The sequence below is a fragment of the Bifidobacterium miconisargentati genome, assembly GCF_019331675.1.
Lineage (GTDB): Bacteria > Actinomycetota > Actinomycetes > Actinomycetales > Bifidobacteriaceae > Bifidobacterium > Bifidobacterium miconisargentati.
Genome location: NZ_JAHBBJ010000007.1, coordinates 15,345 through 39,097 on the forward strand (window position 1 = coordinate 15,345; position 23,753 = coordinate 39,097).

Sequence of the window (23,753 nt, forward strand, 5' to 3'; positions counted from 1 at the left end):
AATCTCGTTTACAAAGGAATTGCCCACATGCCACAAACCGTCCTCCAGCTCGACAACGTCGAATTCCGCCGCAACCGCCGCGTCATCATCACCGATGTGAACCTGACCGTCAAGGCGGGGGAGCGGTGGGTGCTGTTCGGCCCCAACGGCATCGGCAAATCCACGGCGGTCGGCATGCTCGCCACACGAACCTTCCCCTCCGAGGGGCGTGTGTTCATCCTCGGCCATCAGCTCGGCAAGTACGACGTGTTCAAGCTGCGCACCCGCATCGGCCTCGCCTCCGCCGACCTGGGCCGTCAGTTCCCTGACTTCGAGGATCCGCTGGACGCCGTGGTCACCGGCCTGTCCGCCGTGACCGGCCGCTGGCAGGACACGTACACCGAAGAGGAATACGCGCGCGCACGCCAGTTGCTGCATGACTTCCGCGTGGGCTACCTGGAGGGCAAACAGATGTGGCGCCTGTCCGAAGGCGAACGCACGCGGGTGCTCATCGCCCGCGCGCTCATGGGAGACCCGGAACTGCTCATCATGGACGAGCCGACCACCGGCCTTGACCTGGGTGGCCGTGAACAGGTGATGCGCACGCTGAGCCGCATCGGCGAGGAGAACTCCGAACGTGCGGTGGTGCTCGTGACCCACCGTCTGGAGGAGATTCCGGCCGGTTTCGACCACATCGCCATCATGGGCCGCAAGCCCGTCTCCGCCGAGGACGCCACCAACGACGGCATCGACGCGATGGGCAATCCGTCCGCCGGCACCATCGTCTATTCCGGTCCGCTCGAAGAAGGCCTGACCGACGAACGCCTCTCCGACCTGTTCGGCATGCCCATCGAAGTCGAGCACAGTCACGGTCGCTGGTCCGCCTACGCGGTGTGATTTTTGATGGCTCTGTTAAACCAAGATTGACATGAATTCCACCGGGCTACCCCTCAGTCGGCTCCGCCGACAGCTCCCCTGACAAGGGGAGCCAAGAATAAGGGACATGTCAATCTTGGTTTAACAGAGCCTTTTTGATTCCGGCCGTTGCCGGTTGCCGAGTCATGCCGGAACGTGGCATCACTGGTAGGATACAGGCGGATAATCGGTCGGGCCTCGGAATGGAGGATGGCAATGGTCTCAAGCAAACTGGTGTTCATCGACATCGACGGCACGTTGGCGGATGAGAAGCACATCGTGCCGGAATCGGCGAAGGCCGCGTGCCGCAAGGCGCAGACCAACGGGCACAAGCTGTTCATCTGCACCGGCCGGTCCATGCCGAAGATCGAACGCAGCATCCTGGATCTCGGTTTCGACGGCGTGGTCTCCGTGGCCGGAGCACAGGCGAACGTGGGGGATCGTGTGCTGTTCCAGCACCTCGTACCGGCCGAGGCCGTGGACGCGGCGATGGCGTATTTCCGTGAGCATCACATCGAAAGCTACCAGTGGCAGGGCGCGGACGGCATGTACATTTCGGAAGGGTACCGCCGCCATCTGGAATCGAAGGGCAAGGCATTCAACCGCGGCGAGTTCGCCCGGTTCTGGCATCTGATCGACGAGGTGGAGATTCCTGCCGGCTCCACCCTGGGACAGACGATTCACGTGAGCAAGGGCTCGTACTTCACCGCGCCGAATCCGGATGTGACTTTCGAGGAGACGAAGCGCGACCTGAGCCCGTGGTTCGAGCTCGTGCACGGCTCCTACGACAAGATCTCGCCGAACAACGGCGAACTGCTCATCGCCGGGTACGACAAGGGCACCGCCGTACGCGACGTGGCCGCGGCGCTCGGCTACGACATCGCCGACACGATCGCCATCGGCGACTCCGACAACGACACCGCCATGCTCAAGGCCGCCGGCACATCCGTGGCCATGGGCAACGCCATCCACGGCATCGAGAAGTTCTGCGACATCACCACCACCGACATCCACGACGACGGCCTAGCCAACGCCTTCGCCACCCTCGGTCTGGTGTGACCGAGACATTCCTGTCTCGGAATTCCGGCTCCCCTCTCTGAGGGGAGCTGTCAGCAAAGCTGACTGAGGGGAGCGACAAACATGTCCGGAATCTCGTTGGATACGGTCGAATTGCCGGTGGCAATCGCGCAGTTTACGGTGGCGCGGGAGCCGGAACGCAATCTGGAGATGATTGACGCATTTGCCAGGGACGCGGCGTCCGGCGGCGCGAGGATGCTGGTGCTGCCGGAAGGGCTTATCGCGCGTGACGGGGATGATGACTCGTTTGCGGCCGCCCATGCCCAGCCGATTGATGGTCCGTTCGTGACGGGATTGCGCCGGATTAGCAGCGCACGTCACATCGTATTGATGGGTACGGTTCATGTCGTGCCATCGGGCCAAAAGACGGTATGGGATGAGGCAGGGGTGAATTCCGCGGCTGGTGTGGACCGTCGCGTATCCAATATGTTCCTCGTTATTCGAGACGGTGAGATCGTGGCGACCTATCGCAAGCTTCATCTGTACGATGCGTTTGCCGCGAGGGAATCCGACGTGGTTCTTCCCGGCAGGAAGCTGCCTCCGGTCGTGACCATTGACGGCTGGCATATCGGTGTGATGACCTGCTATGACGTACGTTTCCCGGAAACCGCGCGTTCCTTGGCCGTGCGAGGGGCGGATGCAATCGTGGTCAGCGCCGCATGGGTGCGAGGTCCGCACAAGGAATATCACTGGAGCCTGCTGACGGCCGCCCGCGCGGTGGAGAACACCTGCTATGTACTGGCCTGCAGTGAGGTAAGCAAACGCAATATTGGCTGCAGTCGTATCATCGATCCTATGGGCGCGGTTATCACTGAAACGGATGAAACGCATGCCGGGCTCATCGCGGCGACACTGGATCGGAATCGTCTCGACTCCGTGCGGCAAGCGTTGCCGGTACTCGAGAACCGCCGGTTCGCCGATCCGCAACTGTGCTGATCACATGCTTTGCGGGTCGCCAAGAATGATGTAGTCCGAATCGTAGCGTTCGACGCCGGGCGTTCTCATATACCCGAAAACGGTCCTATTGAGATTGCCATCGAATGCGCGAATCACCGGCTGCACGGCAATGGGTTCCAGCTTCGTGATGCCGATCGAATCGTTGGCGACCCGCATGGTGAGCCATGCCATGTGATGACGGACCTTCCATGCGGGACGGGGATCCGTTCCGCCGCCGGCCTCATCCCAGAGCAATGCCGGAACATAGGCAAGCATACGGAATTCAATCGGTGCGGTTCCCGACCGGAAGAGGATGCGGGGAATGGGATATGAGCTGATATCGTCGTCGCCGTCATCGCGATCGGGCTGTCGGACTATGGAAATCTCCGGTCCGAAGTCATCGGTGCGCACGCCAAGCGTTCGTGGGTCGCGCACGAACCTGCGGCGATTCCCGCCATGAAAGAGATCGGAGAGCAGGCTCCACGCGGCGCCGATAATTATTGCAGCAGGAATGATGATCATCAGTACGCAGATGAGGATGAGGATCACATCGGTGAACGTGACCACAAGATGCGGGTCGTCACCGTGATTGGTGACCAGCATCTGCTGAAACCGGTACTGGATGCCGCCAATGCCTGTGATGCTGAAGGACAGCAGAACGATCACGCCGATGACGCCCACAAGCGTGGTGAAAACGTTGCCGCCTCTTCTGCGCCACAACGCCGAACGGGCGATGTGATGCGAACCGCGCAACCATATCGGATGAGGCAATACATACACGGTCGTGCCTATGCCATTCCGTCCGCTGGTTTGCCCGGCATCCATAGGAATTCCCATGTCACCATTCCATCACCGCAAGGTGAACGGAGAATGGCGCGGCGTTTCCGAAGAGGACGGGCGTATATATTCAGGATGGTTGAGGAACGTGAGTGCGGATGCGAAGATGTGCGGGAATGTGCGCGGCGTACCGCGATGTTGACCTGATAAAGGAGGACGGGATGAGCGGTAAGGATATGGACGAACGATGGCTGAAGGCGTTGCGGGCCAAGAACATCACCGTTCGCGGACAAGCGAGTAGCGAAGCGGGTCGGACCGGAATCGAGCGGAAGGGCACACGCAAGACGACTGCGCACGCCGCATTCGGAACATCGGTGCAGCGTGCGCAGCCGTTCAAGGCGACCGGTCACAAGGGCGGTATCAGCCGGCAGGGGAGTTGAGCTGAGTGTGCCGTAGAAACTACCCCTCAGTCGGCTTGCGCCGACAGCTCCCCTGACAAGGGGAGCCGAAGTTGCGTGGACTCGGTATCAGCCGGCAGGGGAGCTGAATTGGTGAGCGATTAGTACACGGAATAACCGCCGTCGACCTGAAGGTTGGTGCCGGTGACGTACGAGGAAGCGTCGCTGGCAAGGAAGAGTACCGCGGTGGCGATTTCCTCGTTGGTGCCGAAACGATGCATCGGCACGGGAGCGGTCATCACGTCATGCGCTTCGGGCACGATACGGCCTTCGAAGATGCCGGACCACACGTAACCGGGCGAGACCGCGTTCGAGCGGATGCCATACGGGGCCAGCGCGGCCGCCAGATAACGCGCGTACTCGTAGATGCCGGCCTTGGAAGCGCCATAGGCGGCGACGGGGGAGGGGCCGCCGGCGATGAAGTTCGCGTTGTGCGCGGACAGCGACGAGGTGAAGACCAGCGAGCCGCCGTGGCCGTGCTCGCGCATGATGTGCTGCGCGATCTGCGCGGTCAGGTACGCGCCGGTCAGATTGATGTCGATGGTCTTCTGCCAGACCTCGTACGGTTCGTCCGCGTCGTCGCCGGGCACGTTCACGCCGGCGTTGATGAACGCGATATCCACGGTGCCGAGCTCGTCGACGAGTGAGGTTTTCAGTGCATCGACCTGCTCCTTATCGGAAACGTCGCAGTACAGCGGCACGACCTTCACGCCGTATCGCTCGGACAGTTCCTTTGCGAGCGGCTCAAGCGTCTCCTTGGTGCGCGGCAGGTCAACGATCGCCACGTCGGCTCCCGCCTCGGCCCATGCGGCGGCCACATTGCGGCCGAGACCGCCTGCGCCACCGGTGACGAATCCCTTCTTGCCCTTGAGCGAGAACCGGTCCATGATGCGATGGGCGGGGTCCTTCCACTGATCGAGCGGGTACTGGTCGAAGATTGCTGCGTCGGTCATATGGTCCTCCGTTCTGTTCGTGTGGCGGCGTCATCGTCGCCATCGTCAGAGCGAGCGTACCACAAGAGGTCTGATGAATATGGGATTGCGCAAACGAAAATCTCCGGTAGCGAATACTCCGTCGAATGGACGGGGATGGCGCTACCGGAGATGCTGGATACTGGATGAGTCAGTGAGCCGGTTCCCCGGCCAATGTGCGATCGGTTGCGGCTGGACGGGCTCAGACAGCCAAGTAGCCAGATAGCTAGGTAGTCAGGCTATACGCGATCGGTCTCACGCCTCCTCGTGCCAATGCGGGTTCTGACCGAAGGTATACCCCTCCGGATTGTCCATCGCGGCGATGTCGCGCATGTCCTGCTCGTCCAGCGCGAAACCGGTCAGGTCCAGGTTCGCGCGCTGACGTTCGGCGCGCATGGACTTCGGAATCGCCACATCGCCCAGCTGCAGATGCCAGCGCAAGATCGCGGCGACAGGTGAGACGCCATGCTTTTCGGCGATGCGCACGATGGTCGAATCCTTCAACATCTGGTTGGCGCGGCCAAGCGGGCTCCATGCCTCGGTGATGATGCCGTGCGCGTCATCGTAGGCGCGCTGCTCGTTCTGCTGGAAGAACGGATGCAGTTCCACCTGGTTCACGGCCGGGGTGACGCCCGTGGCGCGAACCAGCAGATCGATGTGACCGGGCAGGAAGTTGCTCACGCCGATGTGCTTGACGATGCCCTGCTTCTGCGCGTCGACCAGCGCCTGCCACGCCTCCACGAACTGGCCCTGCGAGGGGTTCGGCCAATGGATGAGATACAGGTCGATGTAGTCGAGGCCCATGCGCGCCACCGATTCCTCGATGGTCGTCCGCGCCTCGTCGTACTGGTGGTGGCGGCCCGGCAGCTTCGATGCCACGATAATGTCCTCGCGCGGCACCTCCGACTCGCGGATGGCCTTGCCCACGATGCCCTCGTTCTCATAGTTGAACGCGGAATCGATGAGACGGTATCCGACCTCAAGCGCCGACTTGATGGCCTCCACGCCGGCGAAACCGTTGACCTTGTACGTGCCGAAACCGATGGCCGGAAGCTCCAGCCCATCATGAGCCTTGCGCACCGGAATCGCCGGTGGTTCCATAAGCGTCATAATCGCTCCTTTGCCGTTGTGCCTGCCCCACACGAATGGGTGGGAACCGAGGTTTGCGCCGGGCGGATGCCCTGCCACGCACCACTGTACTCGTCGTGTTCTCGTTAAGCCGGGAGCCGATTGACTGTTGCGGTATGGCCGGTATGGCATCGAATCGACGGAGGCTTGCCTTCAGAACGTGGGCATGTCGAGCGATACGGGAGAAGGTGAGGCGTTACCGTCCATCCCATGCGCCGTTGGCCGATCGTTGAACCATGCGATGATCTGCGACTCGCTCACCGGATGCAGGTTCCAGGCATCAAGTCCGACGTTGACCGACTCCGGTCGGGCTCCGTCGGGGGAGAGCTGGTGGGTGTGCCCGTACAGGAGTCTGCGGCCGTCGAACGGCAATGCCTTCCCGCTGTACTTCGCCACGTCGTCGGGCCAGCCGTATGCGAGGTCCTCCCGGTATGGGAAGTGCGAGAGATTGACCGCGCCGAGGCCCGCGATCGTGGCTGAACCGTTGGCCTCGAGCGTCTCGAACAGGTTGCGTGCCGGGCGGTCGTCGATCCACCAGTTGTCATGGTTGCCGATGACGCCGTGCAGGTGCCTGCATCTGAGCTCCCGCAGACAGGCCTTGAGATGGTTCAGGGAGGTGCGGAAACCGATATCACCGAGGATCCAGAGTTCGTCATCCGGTCCGACTGAAGCGTTGATGTTGTCAATGACCGCTTGATCATGTGCGTCGGTATCGGCTGCTTCGCGGAAGGTGAGACCCGAATCGAGCGTGGTCTGCCTGGCCCAGTCCTCGGCGGCTTTGCGGCCATGGACATGCAGGATGTCCCGATAGGTCAAACCGTTCGGATCGAACGTAGTGAACCCGCGCAGCACCGTGACCAGAGGATGTCCGAAATGCGTGTCCGTGGTGAAGTATTGCATTGTTTTCCTTCGCTCCTTCCTGGCAGTTGACGCTCGCGGCTGCGGCTTCGATGCATCCGTTCCAGCTTCCAGAATAGGTGTGCGCGGTGGCTTTGGGAGGACGTCGGCATGATTCCGGTCAATTGGAAGGGAAGGCGGGTGGTTTTTGTCTTCGGGCATCTTCTGGCGGGTAATTGTAGGCACTTGATGACGGAAATACCGCGTTTGGCGGGTCGTCGGCGGGGCGGATTCGTTGCCTAATGCCCGATTTGCCGCGGAGAGGGAGTGCTGACGCGGCGAACATGGCGGTAGGTATCGGATTCGCCTCGCTGAATACCTGTGAACGGAGCGAATCCGCTATCGAATGACTGATTCGCTGTGCTGCGGAGTCGGACAGCGCGGCAAAACGGTTGGCATATGACCGTCCAGCCCCTCGGATACCGCCCTCGGCGGGGTGATTCAGTCATTTTGTGCCGGAAACGCCACGCTGAATTGCGATTGCCGGTCTGCGTCCGGGCAGTCCAAGTCGGAATCAGGGGAGACGAGGATTTGGTTTTAAGCTGTCAGTATCACGGATTCCACGGGAAGGATGCACATGGAAACGTTGCCGGCACTGCTGCTGGTCATGGCACGATGGTTCCTCTACTGGACGGCGTACTCATTCGTGGGCTGGGCATGGGAGACGATGCTCAGCGTGGTGCTGCGCAAACGGTTCGAGGACCGCGGCATGCTCAACGGACCGATTTGCCCCATCTACGGTTTCGGCGCCCTCCTGGTGCTGGGACTGCTGCATGACGTGCATGATCCGGTTCCGCTGTTCCTTTCCAGCGGCGTGATCGCCTGTACGTTGGAGTACGCATCATCGTGGGCCATCGAGAAGCTGTACCATGTGCGGTTCTGGGATTACACGGGCAAACCGTTCAACATCAACGGTCGCGTGTACCTCAACGGATTCCTGGCATTCGGAGCCGGGGCCACTGCCGTGGTGCTGGTGGTCCAGCCGTGGATGACGGCCATCGTGGAATCATGGCCGAACCTCATGACCGGCATCGCGGCGTCCATGCTGTTCGTGGCCGCGGCGGTGGATTGGGCGATCACTCAGGCCGGTCTGCACAGCTTCGACTCCCGCCTCGCGCGCGTCTCCGAACAGATCAAGATGCTCAAGCTCGAACAGATCGAAGCTATCGACACGCGCATCGACATGGCCGACGAGATGCTTACCCGCGCGCTCAGCTGGCAGCAGCGCCGACTGGTGCGCATCTTCCCGGGCCTCACCTCGCTGCGCAACCCGGACGTCGCCTCCCGCATCCGCCGAATACTGGAGCGTCGCGGCTGGTGACGGTGTCCGGTGTCCGGTGAGGCCCGATTCGCCCGGTATGGATACCTGACATGGCGGATACGCCCGATATCGGAGCGATTATGCCCGCGAATGCCATATTCCCAGCTCGACCCTCGACCTGCCGGCATGCGCAACGTATAATGGTCGGCGTTGCAGGGGAACCCTCACCGGAAGCAAACGTGCGGACGTATGAACGGACCGCAGCATCCAGCGGCCAAAACGCCAGCCGTCCGGCGGGTTGAGAAAGGCCCGGCCTGACCCTTGGAACCTGTTGGCCAACACCATCGAAGGGAGCAATCACCTATGACTTTCGACGCATCCGCATTCGGACCAATCACGCTCGACCATATCCCGCCGTTCGCGCAGCACCTGCGCGAGGCCGCCGACCAGGTGTGGGAGGAAGGCTACAACCAGTCGTTCCTGCGCGAGCTCGGCAACGGCACGCTCGCCCGCGAGAAGTTCGCGTTCTACCTGCTGCAGGACTACCGCTACCTCAATGACTACGCCAAGGTCCACGCGCTTGCACTCACCAAGACTCAGGACCCGGAGATCATGCGGTTCATGGCCGACGTGCAGAACGGCATCTTCAACGTGGAGTCCGCCATGCACCGCAAGTACATGGCCAGCTACGGCATCAGCGCCGAGGAGATGAACAACGTCCGCCAGTCCGCGTTCGCCCGTGCTTACACCTCCAACATCCTCGCCATCGCCTACGGCAATCCGCTCGTCGATGTCCTGGTGGGCGTGCTGCCGTGCGCCTGGGTGTACGCCGACTATGGCCAGCGTCTCGCCCACGAATTCGCCGACACGCTTGACGCCAACCCGTACAAGAGCTGGGTCGACATGTACAAAACCGAGGAGTTCTGGAGCTCGTCCGCATGGCTCATCGCGCACATCGAGCAGCTGGCGGAGGGCCTGAGCGAGGAGCGCAAGGCCGAGCTGACCGATATCTTCGTCACCGGCGTGCAGAACGAATACATGTTCTGGGCCTCCGCCTACGACATGCAGTACTCCTGGAAGCCGGAGTGGGACGCACCGCGCGCGTGACGCCGGCTACAGCGACCGCACGAAAGCGCGGATGTCTCTGATTTCCTCGTCGCAGATGGCGTGGCCCATGCCGGGGTAGCCGTGATAGTCGAGGTGGCCCGCGTCGTCGAGCACCTGACGTGCGGTGCATTGGTCGAGCAGCGGAATCGTGTGGTCGTTCGAGCCATAGGCCAGGAAGAAGCGGGTCGGTGAATCCAGCCGGGCTGCTTCCTCGCCTTTGAAGGACGGGCTCAGCAGCACCGCCGCATCGAACAGGTCGGGATACGCTTTGACCATCCGATACGACAGGTACCCGCCCTGCGAGAAGCCGACCAGCACCTTCTTGCGATGCGCGAACATCGGGGAGTCCAACAGCTGCGTCACAGCCTCGCCGACCGCCGAGCATTCGCGGCGACGCTCCTCGGCGCTGCACCCATCGGGATACCAGTAGGTGCCACCCATATAGGGCCGGTCGTACGTGCCGCGGAACGACAAATAGCTTGGTTCGATTGCGGATTCGGCGGGCGATTCGGTCGGTGCCGCGGCGTTGGCCGAATCGGTTTCGGTGGCTGCGTCATTCGCGCCGTCTGCGTTGGCCGCAGAATGCATCGTGCGGTCCGCACCATTCGTCGCGCGGTCCGCATACACCGCGTCGATGATGCGCACCATCTCGCTTTCGTCATTGCCATACCCATGGAACATCACGAACAGTGGATCGCTGCCGCCCGCGTTGATCTGACTGGTCATCCGAAGACGCATAGTGAATCACCTCTTAACCAGCGAGTGTAGCCGGTCATCCGCAGTCTTGGATGGGTCTTATCAGACCATCGAATGCATGGAGGCTTCGAAGATTCGCGGCGGCCGGATTAATGCGGAATACTGCTGAATTGCTGAGCGTGAAGCATTCGCTACCGTGTAGTATGCACATGCCTGAAGAGAAATCACGTCGCTTATTTTAAGTCTATTTTAAATACTGGTGGAAACTGATAATATTGCAAATACATTTGCGATAGGGTTGGTGAAGTGATGATTGGTCGACCGCAGTACTTGCAAAAACTTGACGCATGGAAAGACCGTTACGTAGTCAAAGTAATTACCGGAGTGCGTCGATGCGGCAAGTCCACGCTGATGCTGCTGTGGAAGCAACGGCTTATAGAACACTATGGTGTTGCTCCGGAATCCATAGTGCACATCAATCTTGAGCTGTTGGAAAACGAGCCGTTACTTGAATACCATCATTTGTATGAGGAGATTCTTCGTCGATGTGGGGCCCGGTCGGGAACATCTTTCGGACTGACGACAGGCCGATACTATGTGCTCATTGACGAGATCCAGAACGTGCCGGACTTCCAAAAAACGCTTGACAGCCTGCAAGCCAGAGGGGACATCGATCTGTACATCACCGGATCGAATGCCATGCTGCTTTCTGGAACATTGGCAACCCTGATTTCCGGCCGATCCATGGAAATATCCATGACGCCTTTGTCGTTCGCCGAATATTGGAGCGCGCGTGCCGGGGACGGTCTGTCTATGCAACGTGCATGGTCGGAATATCTGCATGATGGCGCGCTTCCTGCTACGGTTGGGTTTTCCGGTGACGAGACGATGCTGCATGACTATCTTGACGGCATTCTCAATACCGTATTGTTCAAAGATGTAGCTGCACGCCTTGGTGTTTCCAATATCGCCGCATTGGAAACAGTGACTCGTTACCTATTCGATAATGTGGGCAATCTGGTGAATCCCAAATCGATTGCGGATGCCATGACTTCGATGGGAACGAAGATATCATCACCCACGGTGTCCAATTATCTGGAAGGATTGGTGGCGGCATTCATCTTCTACCCGGTACAGCGTTATGATGTCAAAGGCAAGCGTGCATTACGGCAGGAACGCAAGTATTACGCTGTGGATCTCGGTATACGGCGAGTGCTTTGCTCCAATAAAGTCCGCGACACCGGGCGTTTGCTGGAGAATGTGGTATTTCTCGAACTGATGCGCCGCGAAGGTGACGTCTACGTTGGGCAAGGCGCAGGTGGCGAAATCGATTTCATCACCAACGGTGCGGGAGGACCCCGGTATTACCAAGTCAGTGAGTCAGTGCATGACCCGAATACATTGGAACGTGAATTGTCATCACTGCGCGCGGTGCGGGACAACTATCCGAAAATGCTGATTACGTTGGACGACGAACGTCCGATCTCTCATGAGGGAATACAGCAGATATATGCTTTGGACTGGCTGCTGAGCAATGAGCGGGAAGCATGAGTATGGGGAATGCTTCAGTATGCTGTCCGTCGGCGCGAAGCAGGACCATGAGCAATTCTCCCGCGCCGGCATTACACTAAAACGGTTTTCCGGGTTTCCGCATCGGAACGGATTGAACACTTCAAGGAGGGACTATGGTCAGGCGCGGGCCGCTGGGCGCGGGGGAGAAGGTGCAGTTCACCGACCGCAAGGGCAAGAAGATCACCGATCAGCTGGTGACCGGCGGGTCCACGCAGACCGAGCACGGGCTCATCCTGCATGACAGCGTGATCGGTCAGTCCGAGGGTGCCGTGATCGTGACCGTGCACGCCAAGCGCGAGGCGCAGGTCAACCAGGTCTACCCGGAGAAGGACAAGAACAAGCCGTGGAAGTCCTCACGCGCGATCGGCGGCTGGGAGTATGCGGTGATGCGCCCGCGTCTGGCCGATTATGTGCTGTCCATGCCGCGTGGCGCGCAGATCATGTACCCCAAGGACATCGCGCAGGTGATCCAGCTCGGCGACATCCGTTCCGGCATGCGCGTGCTGGAATCCGGTGCGGGCTCGGGCGCAATGAGCGTGAACCTGCTCGACGCCGTGGGGGAGTCCGGCCACCTGACCACCATCGAGCTGCGCGCCGAATTCGCGCGCGTGGCCCAAGCTAACGCCACGCTCTATTACGGCGAGCAGCCGGCCTGGTGGGATCTGAAGACCGGCGACTTCGACTCCGTGGCCGCCGAACTGCCCGAACACTGGTACGACCGCATCATGCTGGACATGCTCGACCCGTGGAACCGTCTTGAACAGGCGTACCGCGTGATCGCCCCCGGCGGCGTGCTCGTGGCATACGTGACCACCACCACGCAGATGAGCCGCATGGCCGAGGCCCTGCGCGCGGCCGGCTGCTGGACCGAACCACAGATTCAGGAGACGTTGGAGCGTACGTGGAAGGCGCAGGGACTCGCCGTGCGTCCGGATCATCAGATGATCGGCCACACCGGCTTCCTCGTGGTTTCGCGCGCGATGGCTCTCGGATTCGAGGCGCTGAAGAAGCGCGAACGCTACTCCAAGGACACCGTCACCGACGTGGACGAGCTGACCGACGAGCAGCGCGAGGCCCGTCTGGAGGAGCTGGAGCTGCGTGACATATCCGACCACAAGCTGCGCAAGGTGCTGCGCGACCTCGATCGTCAGGTCGGTGCGCTCGGCGAGATCGGCGGCGAATCGGACGAATGACGAATGCGATACCCCCCTACGCGCCCCGATATTTTCACGGATGTCCGCACTCGCCTATGATGGTAGGACACGAATAATCGAATGAGCGGCCCGCTGTGCGATGCGTATGGCGGGCGGCCGCAGTGCGACGGTAACACATGCCCGTGCGATGCCATGCATGTATGCGTTGCTGTCGCGCAATCGGGCCCTCGAAGGGAGCCATTGATGGGTATCAAGCTGAGCAAAGTCGCCAAGGCGGCCAAGAAGTACGAGCATATCCTCGTCATCATGCGCCACGCCAAGGCGGAGCCGTTCGGCGAGAAGGGCGATGTGGAGCGCCGGCTCACGGACAAGGGCCTCAAGCAGGCGAAGATCGTGGGCAAGGGTCTGGAGGAGCTGGGTCTGAAGCCCGACCAGATTTCCTGCTCCGCGGCCACCCGTACGCGCCAGACGCTCGACCGCATGCTCAAGATCTTCGGCGACGACCCGATCGTGGACTACCGCATCAACCTGTACGACGGCGGTGTGCAGTCCGTGTTCGACGAGCTCGCCCACGTCAAGCCCAAGATTCGCGTCTTCATGATCGTGGGACACGAGCCCACCGTCTCCATCGCCTCCCAGTGGCTGGCCTCCGCCGATTCCGACGCCGAACGCCTCGACCTGCTCAACCTCGGCCTATCGCCGGCCGGTGTGGTGATCATGGGCTCCAACAAGCCGTTCGACGAATGGCAGGTGCACAGCGGCGATCTGCTCGCGGTGATCAACGTCAAGGATTTCGACTGATTCGTCTCTTCTGTCTGGAGCCGGAGACTTCTCTCAATCTGCTTATGCGGACAGTTCCCCTCGACGAGGGGAACCAAGGGTGATATAAGTATTTCCTATAACGACACCCAGCACTTTCTTATGGGCTTGAAACGCCGATGGTTTGATACCCTAATCGGGTTACGAACGCATACATTGGAGGATTCATGTCCACTCTGACTTCCGTCTCCGGCTTCCCGCGCATCGGGCAGAACCGCGAACTGAAGAAGATCATCGAAGGCTACTGGAAGGGCGCCAACGACCTCGCCGCCGTCAAGGCCACCGCCGCCGAACTGCGTGCCAAGCACTGGAAGCTGCAGCAGGCCGCCGGCATCGACCTGATTCCCAGCAACGACTTCAGCTACTACGACCAGATGCTGGACACCGCCATCCTCCTCAACGTGATCCCCAAGCGCTACGAGCGTCTGGCCTTCGAAAACCCGGAGGACACGCTCTTCGCCATGGCCCGCGGCTACCAGGGCGACAAGGGCGACGTGACCGCCCTGCCGATGAAGAAGTGGTTCACCACCAACTACCACTACCTGGTGCCCGAGGTCGAGCCCGGCGAGGAGATCAAGCTCAACTCCACCAAGCCGTTCGACGAGTTCAACGAGGCCAAGGCCCTCGGCATCCTCACCAAGCCGGTGCTCATCGGCCCGTACACCTTCCTCAAGCTGGCCCGCACCGACCAGGCCACCGAACTGGAGTACGACAAGGGCCTGGTCAACGCCGTGGCCGCCGTCTACGCCGAAGTGCTCACCAAGTTCAATGAGCTCGGCGCCCAGTGGCTGCAGCTCGACGAGCCCTACCTGGTGCTCGACAAGGAACCGGGCGACGTGGAGCTCTTCAAGACGCTCTACACCAAGATCCTGGCCGCCAAGGCCGGCGTCAAGGTGCTGCTCAACACATACTTCGGCCACATCGCCGACGTGTACGAGACCGTGAACCTGCTCGGCTTCGACGGCATCGGCCTGGATCTCAACGAAGGCCGCGAGGAGAACCTCGAGGCCGTGGCCAAGTACGGCGTCGCCTCCGGCACCACCATCTTCGCCGGCGTGATCAACGGCCGCAACATCTGGCGCAACAACTACGCCACCTCCCTCGGCCTCGTGGACGCCCTCAAGCAGGTCACGCCGAACGTGGCCGTCTCCACCGCCTCCTCCCTGCTGCACGTGCCGTTCAGCACCGAAGGCGAGACCGGCATCCCGGCCGACGACCTCAAGCACTTCGCCTTCGCCGTCGAAAAGCTCGGCGAGCTCAAGGAAGTGGCCGTCCTCGCCGACGCCACCGAGGATGAGAAGAAGGCCTCCGCGGCCCTCGCCGCCAACCAGGCCCTGTTCGATGGCACCCGCGTGGCCGCTGATCAGGCCGTCGCCGACCGCGTCAACGGCCTGACCGCCGACGACTACGTGCGCCAGCCCGCCCGTGAGGAGCGCCAGAAGCTCCAGCGCGAGGCCCTCGGCCTGCCGCTGCTGCCCACCACCACCATCGGCTCCTTCCCCCAGACCAAGGAGGTGCGCGCCGAGCGTGCCAAGCTGCGCAAGGGCGAGATCACCAAGGAAGCCTACGACGAGTTCATCAAGGCCCAGATCGACGCCTGCATCAAGCACCAGGAGGAGATCGGCCTGGACGTGCTGGTCCACGGCGAGTTCGAGCGCAACGACATGGTCGAGTACTTCGGCCAGAACCTCAACGGCTTCCTGTTCACCAAGAACGCCTGGGTCCAGTCCTACGGCACCCGCTGCGTCAAGCCCCCGATCGTCTGGGGCGACGTCTCCCGCGCCAAGCCGATCACCGTGGAATGGTCCGCGTACGCCCAGTCCCGCACCGACCATGTGATGAAGGGCATGCTCACCGGCCCGGTGACCATCCTCAACTGGTCCTGGCCGCGTGAGGACATCACCCACGAGGAGCAGACCAAGCAGCTGGCCCTCGCCATCCGCGACGAGGTGCTCGACCTCGAGGCCGCCGGTATCAAGGTGATCCAGATCGACGAGGCCGCCCTGCGCGAGAAGCTGCCGCTGCGCAAGTCCGATTGGCACGTCAAGTACCTCGACTGGGCCGTGCCCGCCTTCCGTCTGGTGCACTCCGCCGTGAAGCCCACCACCCAGATCCACACCCACATGTGCTACTCGGAGTTCAATGACATCATCCGCGACATCGACGCGATGGACGCCGACGTGATCTCCTTCGAAGCCTCCCGCGGCGATCTGGTGGTGCTCGATGCCATCCACGACGCCCACTTCGAGACCGAAGCCGGCCCGGGCGTCTACGACATCCACTCGCCGCGCATCCCCTCCGAGCAGGAGATCGAGGACCGCATCTACGAGATCCTCAAGAAGATGGACGTCGAGAAGGTCTGGATCAACCCGGACTGCGGTCTGAAGACCCGCGGCAACGCCGAGACCTGGCCGAGCCTGGAGCATCTGGTGGCCGCCGCCAAGGCCGTGCGCGCCAAGCTCGCGAAGTAGTAGCAGCTGGACAGGTTAAATAGGTTATCGGCTCCCCTCTTTGAGGGGAGCTGTCGCCGTAGGCGGCTGAGGGGAGTCGGGGCGATTAGCTCATGACGCTCCCCTCAGTCAGCTTCGCTGACAGCTCCCCCTCAGGGAGGGGAGCCGCATTATGTCGCAATTGTGCTAAGGAAGCAACATGCATACCCCGATGTTTTCGCTGGAGGTGTTCCCGCCGAAGCGCAACGCCCCGGTCGGCACCATCTATGACACGCTCGACGGGCTCGAAGGCCTGGATCCCGACTTCATCTCGGTGACCTATGGCCACGGCACACACACGGACCGCACCGCCACCGCGCGCATCGCCAACACCATCCGCCAGGAATACCACATCCCGGCCGTGGCCCACCTGACCGCCCTCTACTCCGACAAGGCGAAGGTGGACGAGGCGCTCGACATGTTCGAACAGGCCGGCGTGGAAGCGGTGCTCGCCCTGCGCGGCGACTACATCGAAGGGGAGGAGACCGTCGGCGTCTTCCCCCACGCCAGCGACCTCGTGGCCTACATCCGCGAACGCAAGCCCGAGCTCAAGGTGTTCGGCGCCTGCTATCCGGAAGGCCACTACCAGTCCGCATCGCTGGACGAGGACATCGAGCACCTGAAAATCAAGGTGGACGCGGGCGTCACGCACCTGATCTCCCAGCTGTTCTACTGCAACGACGACTTCTACCGCTTCCTCGACAAGGCCCGTGCGGCCGGCATCGACGTGCCCATCGAGGCCGGCATCATGCCGGTTCGCGGAGCCAAATCCGTGCGCCGCATGGCCGAGCGCAATGCCTCGCGCATCCCGGACCATCTCGCCGCCATGCTCGACCGTTGGGAAGGCAACGCCGAAGCCCTGCACGCGGCAGGTATCGCCTACGCCTCCCAGCAGATCGCCGATCTGGTGGCCCACGGCGTGGACGGCATCCACCTGTACTCGATGAACCACGCGGCCACCACCCGCCGCATCTGGCGTAACGTGGAGCCGCTGTTCACCGTCGACTGACGAAAGGTGTCGGCCATAGGACCGATACGCTGTTTTCCGCCGCCTCTCGGCAGCTCGTCCGGCTACCTCTCAGTCGGCTTTGCCGACAGCTCCCTTGTCGAGGGGAGCCGAGGAGCGTGTATTCTCTGATTTCCGCCAGACTGACGCGAAACACCGCCGCAGACCGGTTACACTGGAATTCCATGGAGCTAAAGACGACGTTCAATCCCAGCGCAATGGATCTCATCCGGGCGGGCCTGCAGGATCTCGACAAATCCCGCACGCTGTTCGACCAGCTCAAGGCGGACGGCATCCCCGACGAACGTCGTGCCGAACTGCTCGGTATGCTGGCCCACGCCTGCGACCCGGACGTGGCGCTGCGCAATTTCGTGGACATCGTCAACGCCATGCAATCCAGTGGTCGCGACCTGAGCCGCGTGATGCCGGACGGTGCCGCGCTCAAGCGCCTCATCACCGTGCTCGGCGTCTCGGACGCCATGGGCAAGTTCATGCGCTTCAAACCGGATCTCGTCGAGGCCGCGGCGGTGGACAACTGCGAAAGCCATCTGTTCAACCATGCCCAGCGTCGCGCGCACCTGCTCAGGGCGGTGGGTGCGGACCCGGACGAACCGGCGCATCCGGTGGCCACCAAGGACTTGGCCGAGGCGGCCACGGCCCTGCGCGCCAGCTACCGCAAGCAACTGGCCGCCATCATCGCCCAGGATGCCGTGGCGGACGACCCCACCGCCATCCAGCCGACCATCAGCCGTGAACTGTCGGATCTTGCCGACGCGGCGCTCGAGGGAGCACTGGCCATCGCCCGCCACGAAGTGCCTGACAGCGAACATGTGCGCTTCACCGTCATCGGCATGGGCAAGCTCGGTGCCCAGGAACTGAACTACGTCTCCGACGTGGATCTCATCTACGTGGTCGAACCGGCGGACAAGGAGACCGACCATCAGACGCTCATCCGCGTGGGCACCAAAATGGGCACCATGCTGCAGCGCGTCTGCCAGTCCGCCATCATGGGCGTGGCCGAACAGCCGTTGTGGCAGATCGACGGCGGTCTGCGCCCCGAAGGCAAGGACGGCCAGCTGGTCCGTGTGCTCGAATCACATAAGACCTACTACGAGCAGTGGGCCGAGAACTGGGAGTTCCAGGCCCTGCTCAAGGCCCGTCCGGTGGCCGGCGACCCCGACCTCGGCAAGGCGTACATGGACATGACCCGCCCGTTCGTCTGGACGGCCTCCAAACGCAAGAACTTCGTCTACGACTGCCAGAAGATGCGCCAGCGCGTCGAGAACCTGATCCCCGCGCCCCTGAAGGATCGTGAGATCAAACTCGGCCGCGGTGGCCTGCGTGACGTGGAATTCACCGTGCAGATGCTGCAGCTCGTCCACGGCCGCACCGACGAATCGCTGCGCACCAGCAACACGCTCGACTCGCTGCAGCGTCTGTCCGAAGGCGGCTACATCTCCCGCAAACAGGCCGTGCGCATGTCCAAGGACTACCGGTTCGAGCGTGTGATGGAGCATCGCCAGCAGATCTGGTCCCTCAAGCGCACGCACCTGTTCCCGGATCTCGGCCGCGCTTCGGTGGGCGGACTGGAGAAGAAGCGCGACATCGACGTGGACGAGCTCAACCGGAACCAGGAGCTGCGTCGCCTCGCCCGCGCGTTCGGCCTGCACCCGGAGGAGCTCGTCGAAAAGTACGACGACGTGCGCCGTGAAGTCCGTCACCTGCACCTCGACATCTACTACCGTCCGATGCTGCCGGTCAACGCCCAGCTTGAGGACGACCAGATCAACCTGAGCGTCGAAGTGGCCCAGGAGCGTTTCGCATCCATCGGCTTCGGCGATCCGCAGGCCGCCATCCGCCACGTGCAGGCGCTCACCGCCGGCGTGGGCCGAGCGGCCAAGATCAACCGCATCATCCTGCCCGCCGTGCTGCAGTGGCTGGGCGAAGGCCAGAACCCGGACATGGGCCTGCTCAACTGGCGCAAGCTGGAGGAGAACTTCGGCACCGACTCCAGCTACCTCGGCTTCCTGCGCGACTCCACTTCGGCGGCGCAGCGCCTGTGCCACATCCTGTCCAACTCCCGGTTCCTGGGTGACGCGCTCAACAAGTCGGTCGAATCCATCAGCTGGCTGGGCGATGATGACGATCTTAAGGCCCGCACGCGCGAGGCGCTGGACGTGCAGACGCACTCCGCGCTGGAGCGGTTCGGCTCCAGCATCAACGAATTCGCCAACTCCGTGCGTGCCATGCGCCGCCACGAGATCGAACGCATAGGCTTGGCCTGGATGAGCGGCGTCATGACCGACGACGCCAGCCTCAAAGCCATGACCGACGTGTACGACGCCATCATCGACGCCTCCCTGACCTGGGCCGTGCGCCGGCAGACCGCCGCGTTCGGCGTGGACCATGCGCCGGCGAGCCTCGCCGTCATCGCCATGGGAAGGTACGGCGGCCGTGAGGTGAACTTCAGCTCCGACGCAGATGCGATCCTCATCTACCGGCCGGCCGACGACGCGGACGACGCACAGGCCAATGCCTTCGCCAAGAAGGTGGTGGAGGATCTGCGCAACATCCTGCAGGGACCCACCACGCTCGAGCCCAAGATCGAACTCGATCTGGATCTGCGGCCGGAAGGCAAGAACGGGCCGATCGTGCGCTCGTACGCTTCCTGCGAGGAGTACTACGAGTCGTGGTCCTCCACTTGGGAGAGGCAGGCACTGCTGCGCGCCCGGTATGCGGCGGGCGACGCCGAACTCGGCCGCGATTTCCTCATCAACATCGCCGACCCGCTTCGCTATCCGGTTACGGAACTGACCGAAACCGAGTTGCAGGACATCCGCCGGCTCAAGGCCCGCATGGAGGCCGAGCGACTGCCGCGCGGCGTGCGCCGCGAGCGTCATCTGAAACTCGGCAAGGGCGGTCTTTCCGATGTGGAGTGGACCGTGCAGCTCATGCAGTTGCAGCATGCCGGAGACATCCGCGACCTCCGGGTCAACGGCACCTTGGAGGCGCTGGACGTGCTGGAGGCCAAGAAACTCATCAGCCCGGTGGATGCCATCCAGCTGCGCAAGGCATGGACGCTGTGCACCGCGGCCCGCAACGGCAACTACCTGTGGTCCGGACGCGCCAACCAGGCGGACATCCTTCCGGATGACATGTACTCGCTCGGCGGCATCGCCGTATACCTCGGCTACGGCGCGCATCGCGGCCAGCACTTCGAAAACGACCTGCTGGGCGTCATGCGCAAATGCCGTGACGTGTGCCAGCGGCTTTTCTACGGCCAGATTGAAGAGGCCGCACAACAGCCGTCGTCGCCGCGTATGCACGTGATCGCTCCGAGGCTCGTCGAGAACCGTCGCCGCGCCCAGCGGTAGGGAAGACTTTCGGTTTGCGTTTCTCCGGCTCCCCTCGCTGAGGGGAGTCGTCACCGTAGGTGGCTGAGAGGAGTTTTCGGGTATTCGCCCTGCTTCGTCCTGGGTGCATTCTTTAGGGGTAATGCCGTGGTGGATCGGTGCGATTATATGTGCAGTCAGCCGACGTAATATACCGGGTGGTAATCCGGTGTGCGGTGCGCACGGTGGTTCTGCCGAAAGAGGGGACGTCCGATGGGTAGGCAATGGGGCGCCGTACGCTTCAATGGCGGGTTCCGTGATTATCAGCAGCATATATTGGATAATGCGGATCGCTATTTTGCGGACGGTCGTGTGCATATCGTGGCTCCGCCCGGCAGTGGGAAAACCATTCTGGGACTTGAGTTGATTCGCCGGCGAGGCGAAGCGGCACTGATTCTTTCGCCCACGATTGCGATTGCCGATCAATGGCTTGACCGCTTTACAAATCACTTCACCCTGACGGATGCTACGGCTGATACGCCAGCTGATGCGCCGAAAGGCACACTGCGGCCCGGCGATGCGTCGAATTCGATAACCGCGATGACTTCCGCGGATCTGCATCATCCAAATGCGTTGACTTCGGTGACCTATCAGGCACTGCACGCTGCGGTCGGTGATGTGCGGCAGGGCGCGGTCGCACAGTCGCAAGCGCTCTCCGCTCTGGTCGATCGCATCATCGCGGCCGGTATCCGTACGATTTGCCTGGACGAGGCGCACCACCTGCGTCGCGAATGGCAAAAGGCGTTGGAGGCGTTCGTTTCCGCGCTTCGTACGGACCCGCGCGCTGCCGGCTCCGTGATGATCATCGCGCTGACCGCCACTCCGCCTTATGATGCCCAGCCTGCGGAATGGGAACGTTACATCACTTTGTGCGGCGATATCGATGAGGAGATCGCGACCCCGGAACTGGTGAAGCAGGGGAATCTGTGCCCGCATCAGGATTTTGTGATGTTGAACTACCCGACTCCGAGCGAAACCGCGGTGATCAAACGGTATCGTATCAAGGTAGCCAAAGCCGTCGAATCCATTATCGAAGGCGAACTGTTCGTGCGCATCATCGCAGCCGCCGGTATCGCGGCAGATGACCGGCAACGACAGCGGAGCATTCCCGAGGCCATATACGACTATCCCGACGAATATTGCGCGCTTATGATTCTGATGGGCAAGCGCCGGGATATGACGGTGCCTAAGCGGTTGGTGCGGCTGGTCACGGTGAAACATGCCTTGCCTGAATACCGTGTGCGATACGCGCAGCAGGCATTCCAATTCGTGATTCGTGCGCCTGAACTGTTCGGCAAAGCGCTGTCCGACGAGTTGAAGAAGGAGCTCACCCAGCTGGGTGTTACGGATCGCGGACAAGTCGCATTGTTGAATGATGATGCCACCATGCGCTGGTTGGTCTCCTCGGCCGGCAAGCTTGATTCAATTGCGCGCATTGTGCGCCATGAAAGCTCGGCACTGGGAGAACGGCTGCGATTGCTGGTGCTTACCGATTACATTCGCGCTGATGCCAAACGTGCGGTCGGCGGCAGCCGGCCCATGACGCACATAGGCGTTGTGCCTATTTTCGAAACGTTGCGTAGGATGCTGCGGGAAACGCGGAAGACATCCGCGCGGCAGCCTGGTATCGCCGTGATTTCCGGCAGTCTCACCATACTGCCGGCTTCGTTGCGGAGCGAAGCATTCCGCCGTGCGGCCGCCCATGGTGTAACCGCCCGCTTCAAACCGCTCAATGATGAACGTTATTGCGAGGTTGACCTGGGCGCTTCCAATGGCGTGAAAATCGCGGTGATTACCGAACTGTTCGAAGCGGGATTGATCCAGGTGCTGATCGGCACGAAATCCTTGCTGGGGGAGGGGTGGGATTCGCCGAGCATCAATACGTTGATTCTGGCCAGTACGGTCGGATCGTTCATGCTGACCAACCAGATGCGCGGGCGCGCCATTCGTGCCGTGGCCTCGGATCCGGGCAAGGTGGCCAATGTCTGGCATCTGGCCACTGCGGAGCCGGAGCATCTGGATGACAGCACCATGGGGGAGGTGGCGCACGATTTTCTTGATCCGCCGGATACACGGAAGATTCACGGTGAGGATTTCATACGGCTTACTCGCCGTTTCGATTGTTTTATCGGGCCGTCGTATGTGAATCGCACCATCGAAAGCGGTATCGGACGGCTTGACGCCTTCGATCCGCCTTTCGACCGCAATGGCATAGAACGTATCAACGATATTATGTTGCGGCGCAGTGCCGACCGAGGACGTACGGCTGAGCTCTGGCATGATGCCGTGGATGCAACCGGAACCGGCGGGCGCGTCACCCAAGCCGTGCAGATGGTGCAGCCTACTGCGCCGCGCGAGGCGGTATTGTTGCAGTCGGTGAAAATCATGGTGCTGGCCGCACTCTGGTACATCGCCAACCTGCTGTTCAGGATTGGTTTGAGGATTGACGATGGTGCCGATGCGCTGGGCGTGACGCTCTGCACGGCGGCTATGTTCGTGGTGCCGATCGGCGGTGCGATCATGCGCTGGTGGTCGTTGATGACGCCGAAGCGTACGATATTCGCGCTCTCCTGCGCCATGCTGAATGCGTTGCGGGAGATGGGATCGATCACCAGTGCGGAAGCGGTGAGCACTGTTGATGAAGTGTCGTTTGATGACGAGGATGAGTCGACCGCACTGCGAGTCATGTTGATTGGCGGTTCACGGCGTGAGCAGGTGCTCTTCGCCAAAGCCATGAATGAACTGTTGGCTCCTATCGGTAATCCGAGGTATGTGATTATCGGCAAGGAGTGGGGCGTGCGCGCATATGGAGTGAGCTTTGCATGCCCGGATGCGTTCTCCCGACGCCAACAGGATGCGGAGATACTACGGCGGCACCTGAATCGGAGTCTCACGCATTGCTCGTTGGTCTACACGCGCACGGAGGAGGGCCGACACATACTCTTGCGCTGCCGAACCCGCTCGTTCCTGAACCTCGACCAGCATGTGCAGCGCAGACTCACCACCTCGTTCCACTGCCCGTGCTAAGCGGGGAATCTGACAAACCAAATCCGGCAAACCCCGGAATCAAGGGTGAACACTCGGTGAACGCGGCTGTCCGAAAAATGGCGTAAGTTAGA

The 23,753-nt window shown here is 61.6% G+C and carries 18 protein-coding genes; 13 read left to right on the forward strand and 5 right to left on the reverse strand.

All coding sequences use genetic code 11. The features are described 5' to 3' along the window. Positions 1–27: 27 nt before the first annotated feature. The 3 genes from KIH81_RS05460 to KIH81_RS05470 all read left to right on the forward strand — a co-directional run bounded on the left by KIH81_RS05460 (position 28) and on the right by KIH81_RS05470 (position 2,907). A complete protein-coding gene (locus KIH81_RS05460) occupies positions 28–876 on the forward strand; it encodes an ABC transporter ATP-binding protein (protein WP_214304445.1) in 849 nt (282 codons plus the stop codon). Between the two features lie 228 nt (positions 877–1,104). After that, a complete protein-coding gene (locus KIH81_RS05465) occupies positions 1,105–1,953 on the forward strand; it encodes an HAD family hydrolase (protein ID WP_214304446.1) in 849 nt (282 codons plus the stop codon). Between the two features lie 81 nt (positions 1,954–2,034). Beyond that, the gene (locus tag KIH81_RS05470) at positions 2,035–2,907 is read left to right on the forward strand and encodes a nitrilase-related carbon-nitrogen hydrolase (protein WP_214304447.1); all 873 of its coding nucleotides are present in this window, start codon (positions 2,035–2,037) and stop codon (positions 2,905–2,907) included. On the opposite strand, the gene KIH81_RS05475 is transcribed toward KIH81_RS05470, so the two are convergent. Further along, positions 2,908–3,744 carry a hypothetical protein gene (locus tag KIH81_RS05475; protein ID WP_214304448.1) on the reverse strand — a complete coding sequence of 279 codons (837 nt, stop codon included), beginning with the start codon at positions 3,742–3,744 and terminating at the stop codon, positions 2,908–2,910. 161 nt (positions 3,745–3,905) lie between these two features. Between KIH81_RS05475 and KIH81_RS05480 the strand changes: the two genes are divergently transcribed. Then, positions 3,906–4,124 carry a hypothetical protein gene (locus KIH81_RS05480; protein WP_236029314.1) on the forward strand — a complete coding sequence of 73 codons (219 nt, stop codon included), beginning with the start codon at positions 3,906–3,908 and terminating at the stop codon, positions 4,122–4,124. Between the two features lie 119 nt (positions 4,125–4,243). On the opposite strand, the gene KIH81_RS05485 is transcribed toward KIH81_RS05480, so the two are convergent. The 3 genes from KIH81_RS05485 to KIH81_RS05495 form a co-directional block, all read right to left on the reverse strand. After that, positions 4,244–5,095, reverse strand: a complete 852-nt coding sequence (locus KIH81_RS05485) for an SDR family oxidoreductase (protein WP_214304449.1) — start codon at positions 5,093–5,095, stop codon at positions 4,244–4,246. A 273-nt stretch (positions 5,096–5,368) separates the two neighbouring features. Continuing rightward, complete coding sequence (locus KIH81_RS05490) at positions 5,369–6,223, reverse strand: aldo/keto reductase (RefSeq protein ID WP_214304450.1); 855 nt, start codon at positions 6,221–6,223, stop codon at positions 5,369–5,371. 171 nt (positions 6,224–6,394) lie between these two features. After that, positions 6,395–7,141, reverse strand: a complete 747-nt coding sequence (locus KIH81_RS05495; RefSeq protein WP_214304451.1) for a metallophosphoesterase family protein — start codon at positions 7,139–7,141, stop codon at positions 6,395–6,397. A gap of 574 nt (positions 7,142–7,715) precedes the next feature. On the opposite strand from KIH81_RS05495, the gene KIH81_RS05500 reads away from it, so the two are divergent. Both KIH81_RS05500 and tenA read left to right on the forward strand, forming a co-directional pair. Next, positions 7,716–8,459: a putative ABC transporter permease gene (locus tag KIH81_RS05500; RefSeq protein WP_214304452.1), complete on the forward strand. Its 744-nt coding sequence runs from the start codon at positions 7,716–7,718 to the stop codon at positions 8,457–8,459. A 303-nt stretch (positions 8,460–8,762) separates the two neighbouring features. Continuing rightward, positions 8,763–9,506 (forward strand): thiaminase II, encoded by a 744-nt coding sequence (gene tenA, locus KIH81_RS05505; protein WP_214304453.1) that lies wholly within the window; start codon positions 8,763–8,765, stop codon positions 9,504–9,506. 6 nt (positions 9,507–9,512) lie between these two features. Here tenA and KIH81_RS05510 read toward each other — a convergent pair whose 3' ends face one another. Further along, positions 9,513–10,244 (reverse strand): alpha/beta hydrolase, encoded by a 732-nt coding sequence (locus tag KIH81_RS05510; RefSeq protein ID WP_214304454.1) that lies wholly within the window; start codon positions 10,242–10,244, stop codon positions 9,513–9,515. A gap of 267 nt (positions 10,245–10,511) precedes the next feature. Between KIH81_RS05510 and KIH81_RS05515 the strand changes: the two genes are divergently transcribed. From KIH81_RS05515 to KIH81_RS05545, 7 genes are all read left to right on the forward strand, one after another. Then, positions 10,512–11,753 carry an ATP-binding protein gene (locus KIH81_RS05515; RefSeq protein ID WP_214304455.1) on the forward strand — a complete coding sequence of 414 codons (1,242 nt, stop codon included), beginning with the start codon at positions 10,512–10,514 and terminating at the stop codon, positions 11,751–11,753. 134 nt (positions 11,754–11,887) lie between these two features. Next, positions 11,888–12,967 carry a tRNA (adenine-N1)-methyltransferase gene (locus KIH81_RS05520; protein WP_214304456.1) on the forward strand — a complete coding sequence of 360 codons (1,080 nt, stop codon included), beginning with the start codon at positions 11,888–11,890 and terminating at the stop codon, positions 12,965–12,967. Positions 12,968–13,171: 204 nt separating this feature from the next. Then, positions 13,172–13,729, forward strand: coding sequence for a SixA phosphatase family protein (locus KIH81_RS05525; protein ID WP_214304457.1), 558 nt, complete (start codon positions 13,172–13,174; stop codon positions 13,727–13,729). Positions 13,730–13,914: 185 nt separating this feature from the next. Beyond that, entirely contained in the window at positions 13,915–16,218 is a 2,304-nt protein-coding gene (metE, locus tag KIH81_RS05530; protein ID WP_214304458.1) for a 5-methyltetrahydropteroyltriglutamate--homocysteine S-methyltransferase, read from the forward strand. A 178-nt stretch (positions 16,219–16,396) separates the two neighbouring features. After that, positions 16,397–17,245 (forward strand): methylenetetrahydrofolate reductase [NAD(P)H], encoded by an 849-nt coding sequence (gene metF, locus KIH81_RS05535; RefSeq protein ID WP_214304459.1) that lies wholly within the window; start codon positions 16,397–16,399, stop codon positions 17,243–17,245. Positions 17,246–17,427: 182 nt separating this feature from the next. Beyond that, a complete protein-coding gene (locus KIH81_RS05540; protein ID WP_214304460.1) occupies positions 17,428–20,616 on the forward strand; it encodes a bifunctional [glutamine synthetase] adenylyltransferase/[glutamine synthetase]-adenylyl-L-tyrosine phosphorylase in 3,189 nt (1,062 codons plus the stop codon). 231 nt (positions 20,617–20,847) lie between these two features. Then, entirely contained in the window at positions 20,848–23,661 is a 2,814-nt protein-coding gene (locus KIH81_RS05545) for a DEAD/DEAH box helicase family protein (protein ID WP_214304461.1), read from the forward strand. Positions 23,662–23,753: the final 92 nt, after the last annotated feature.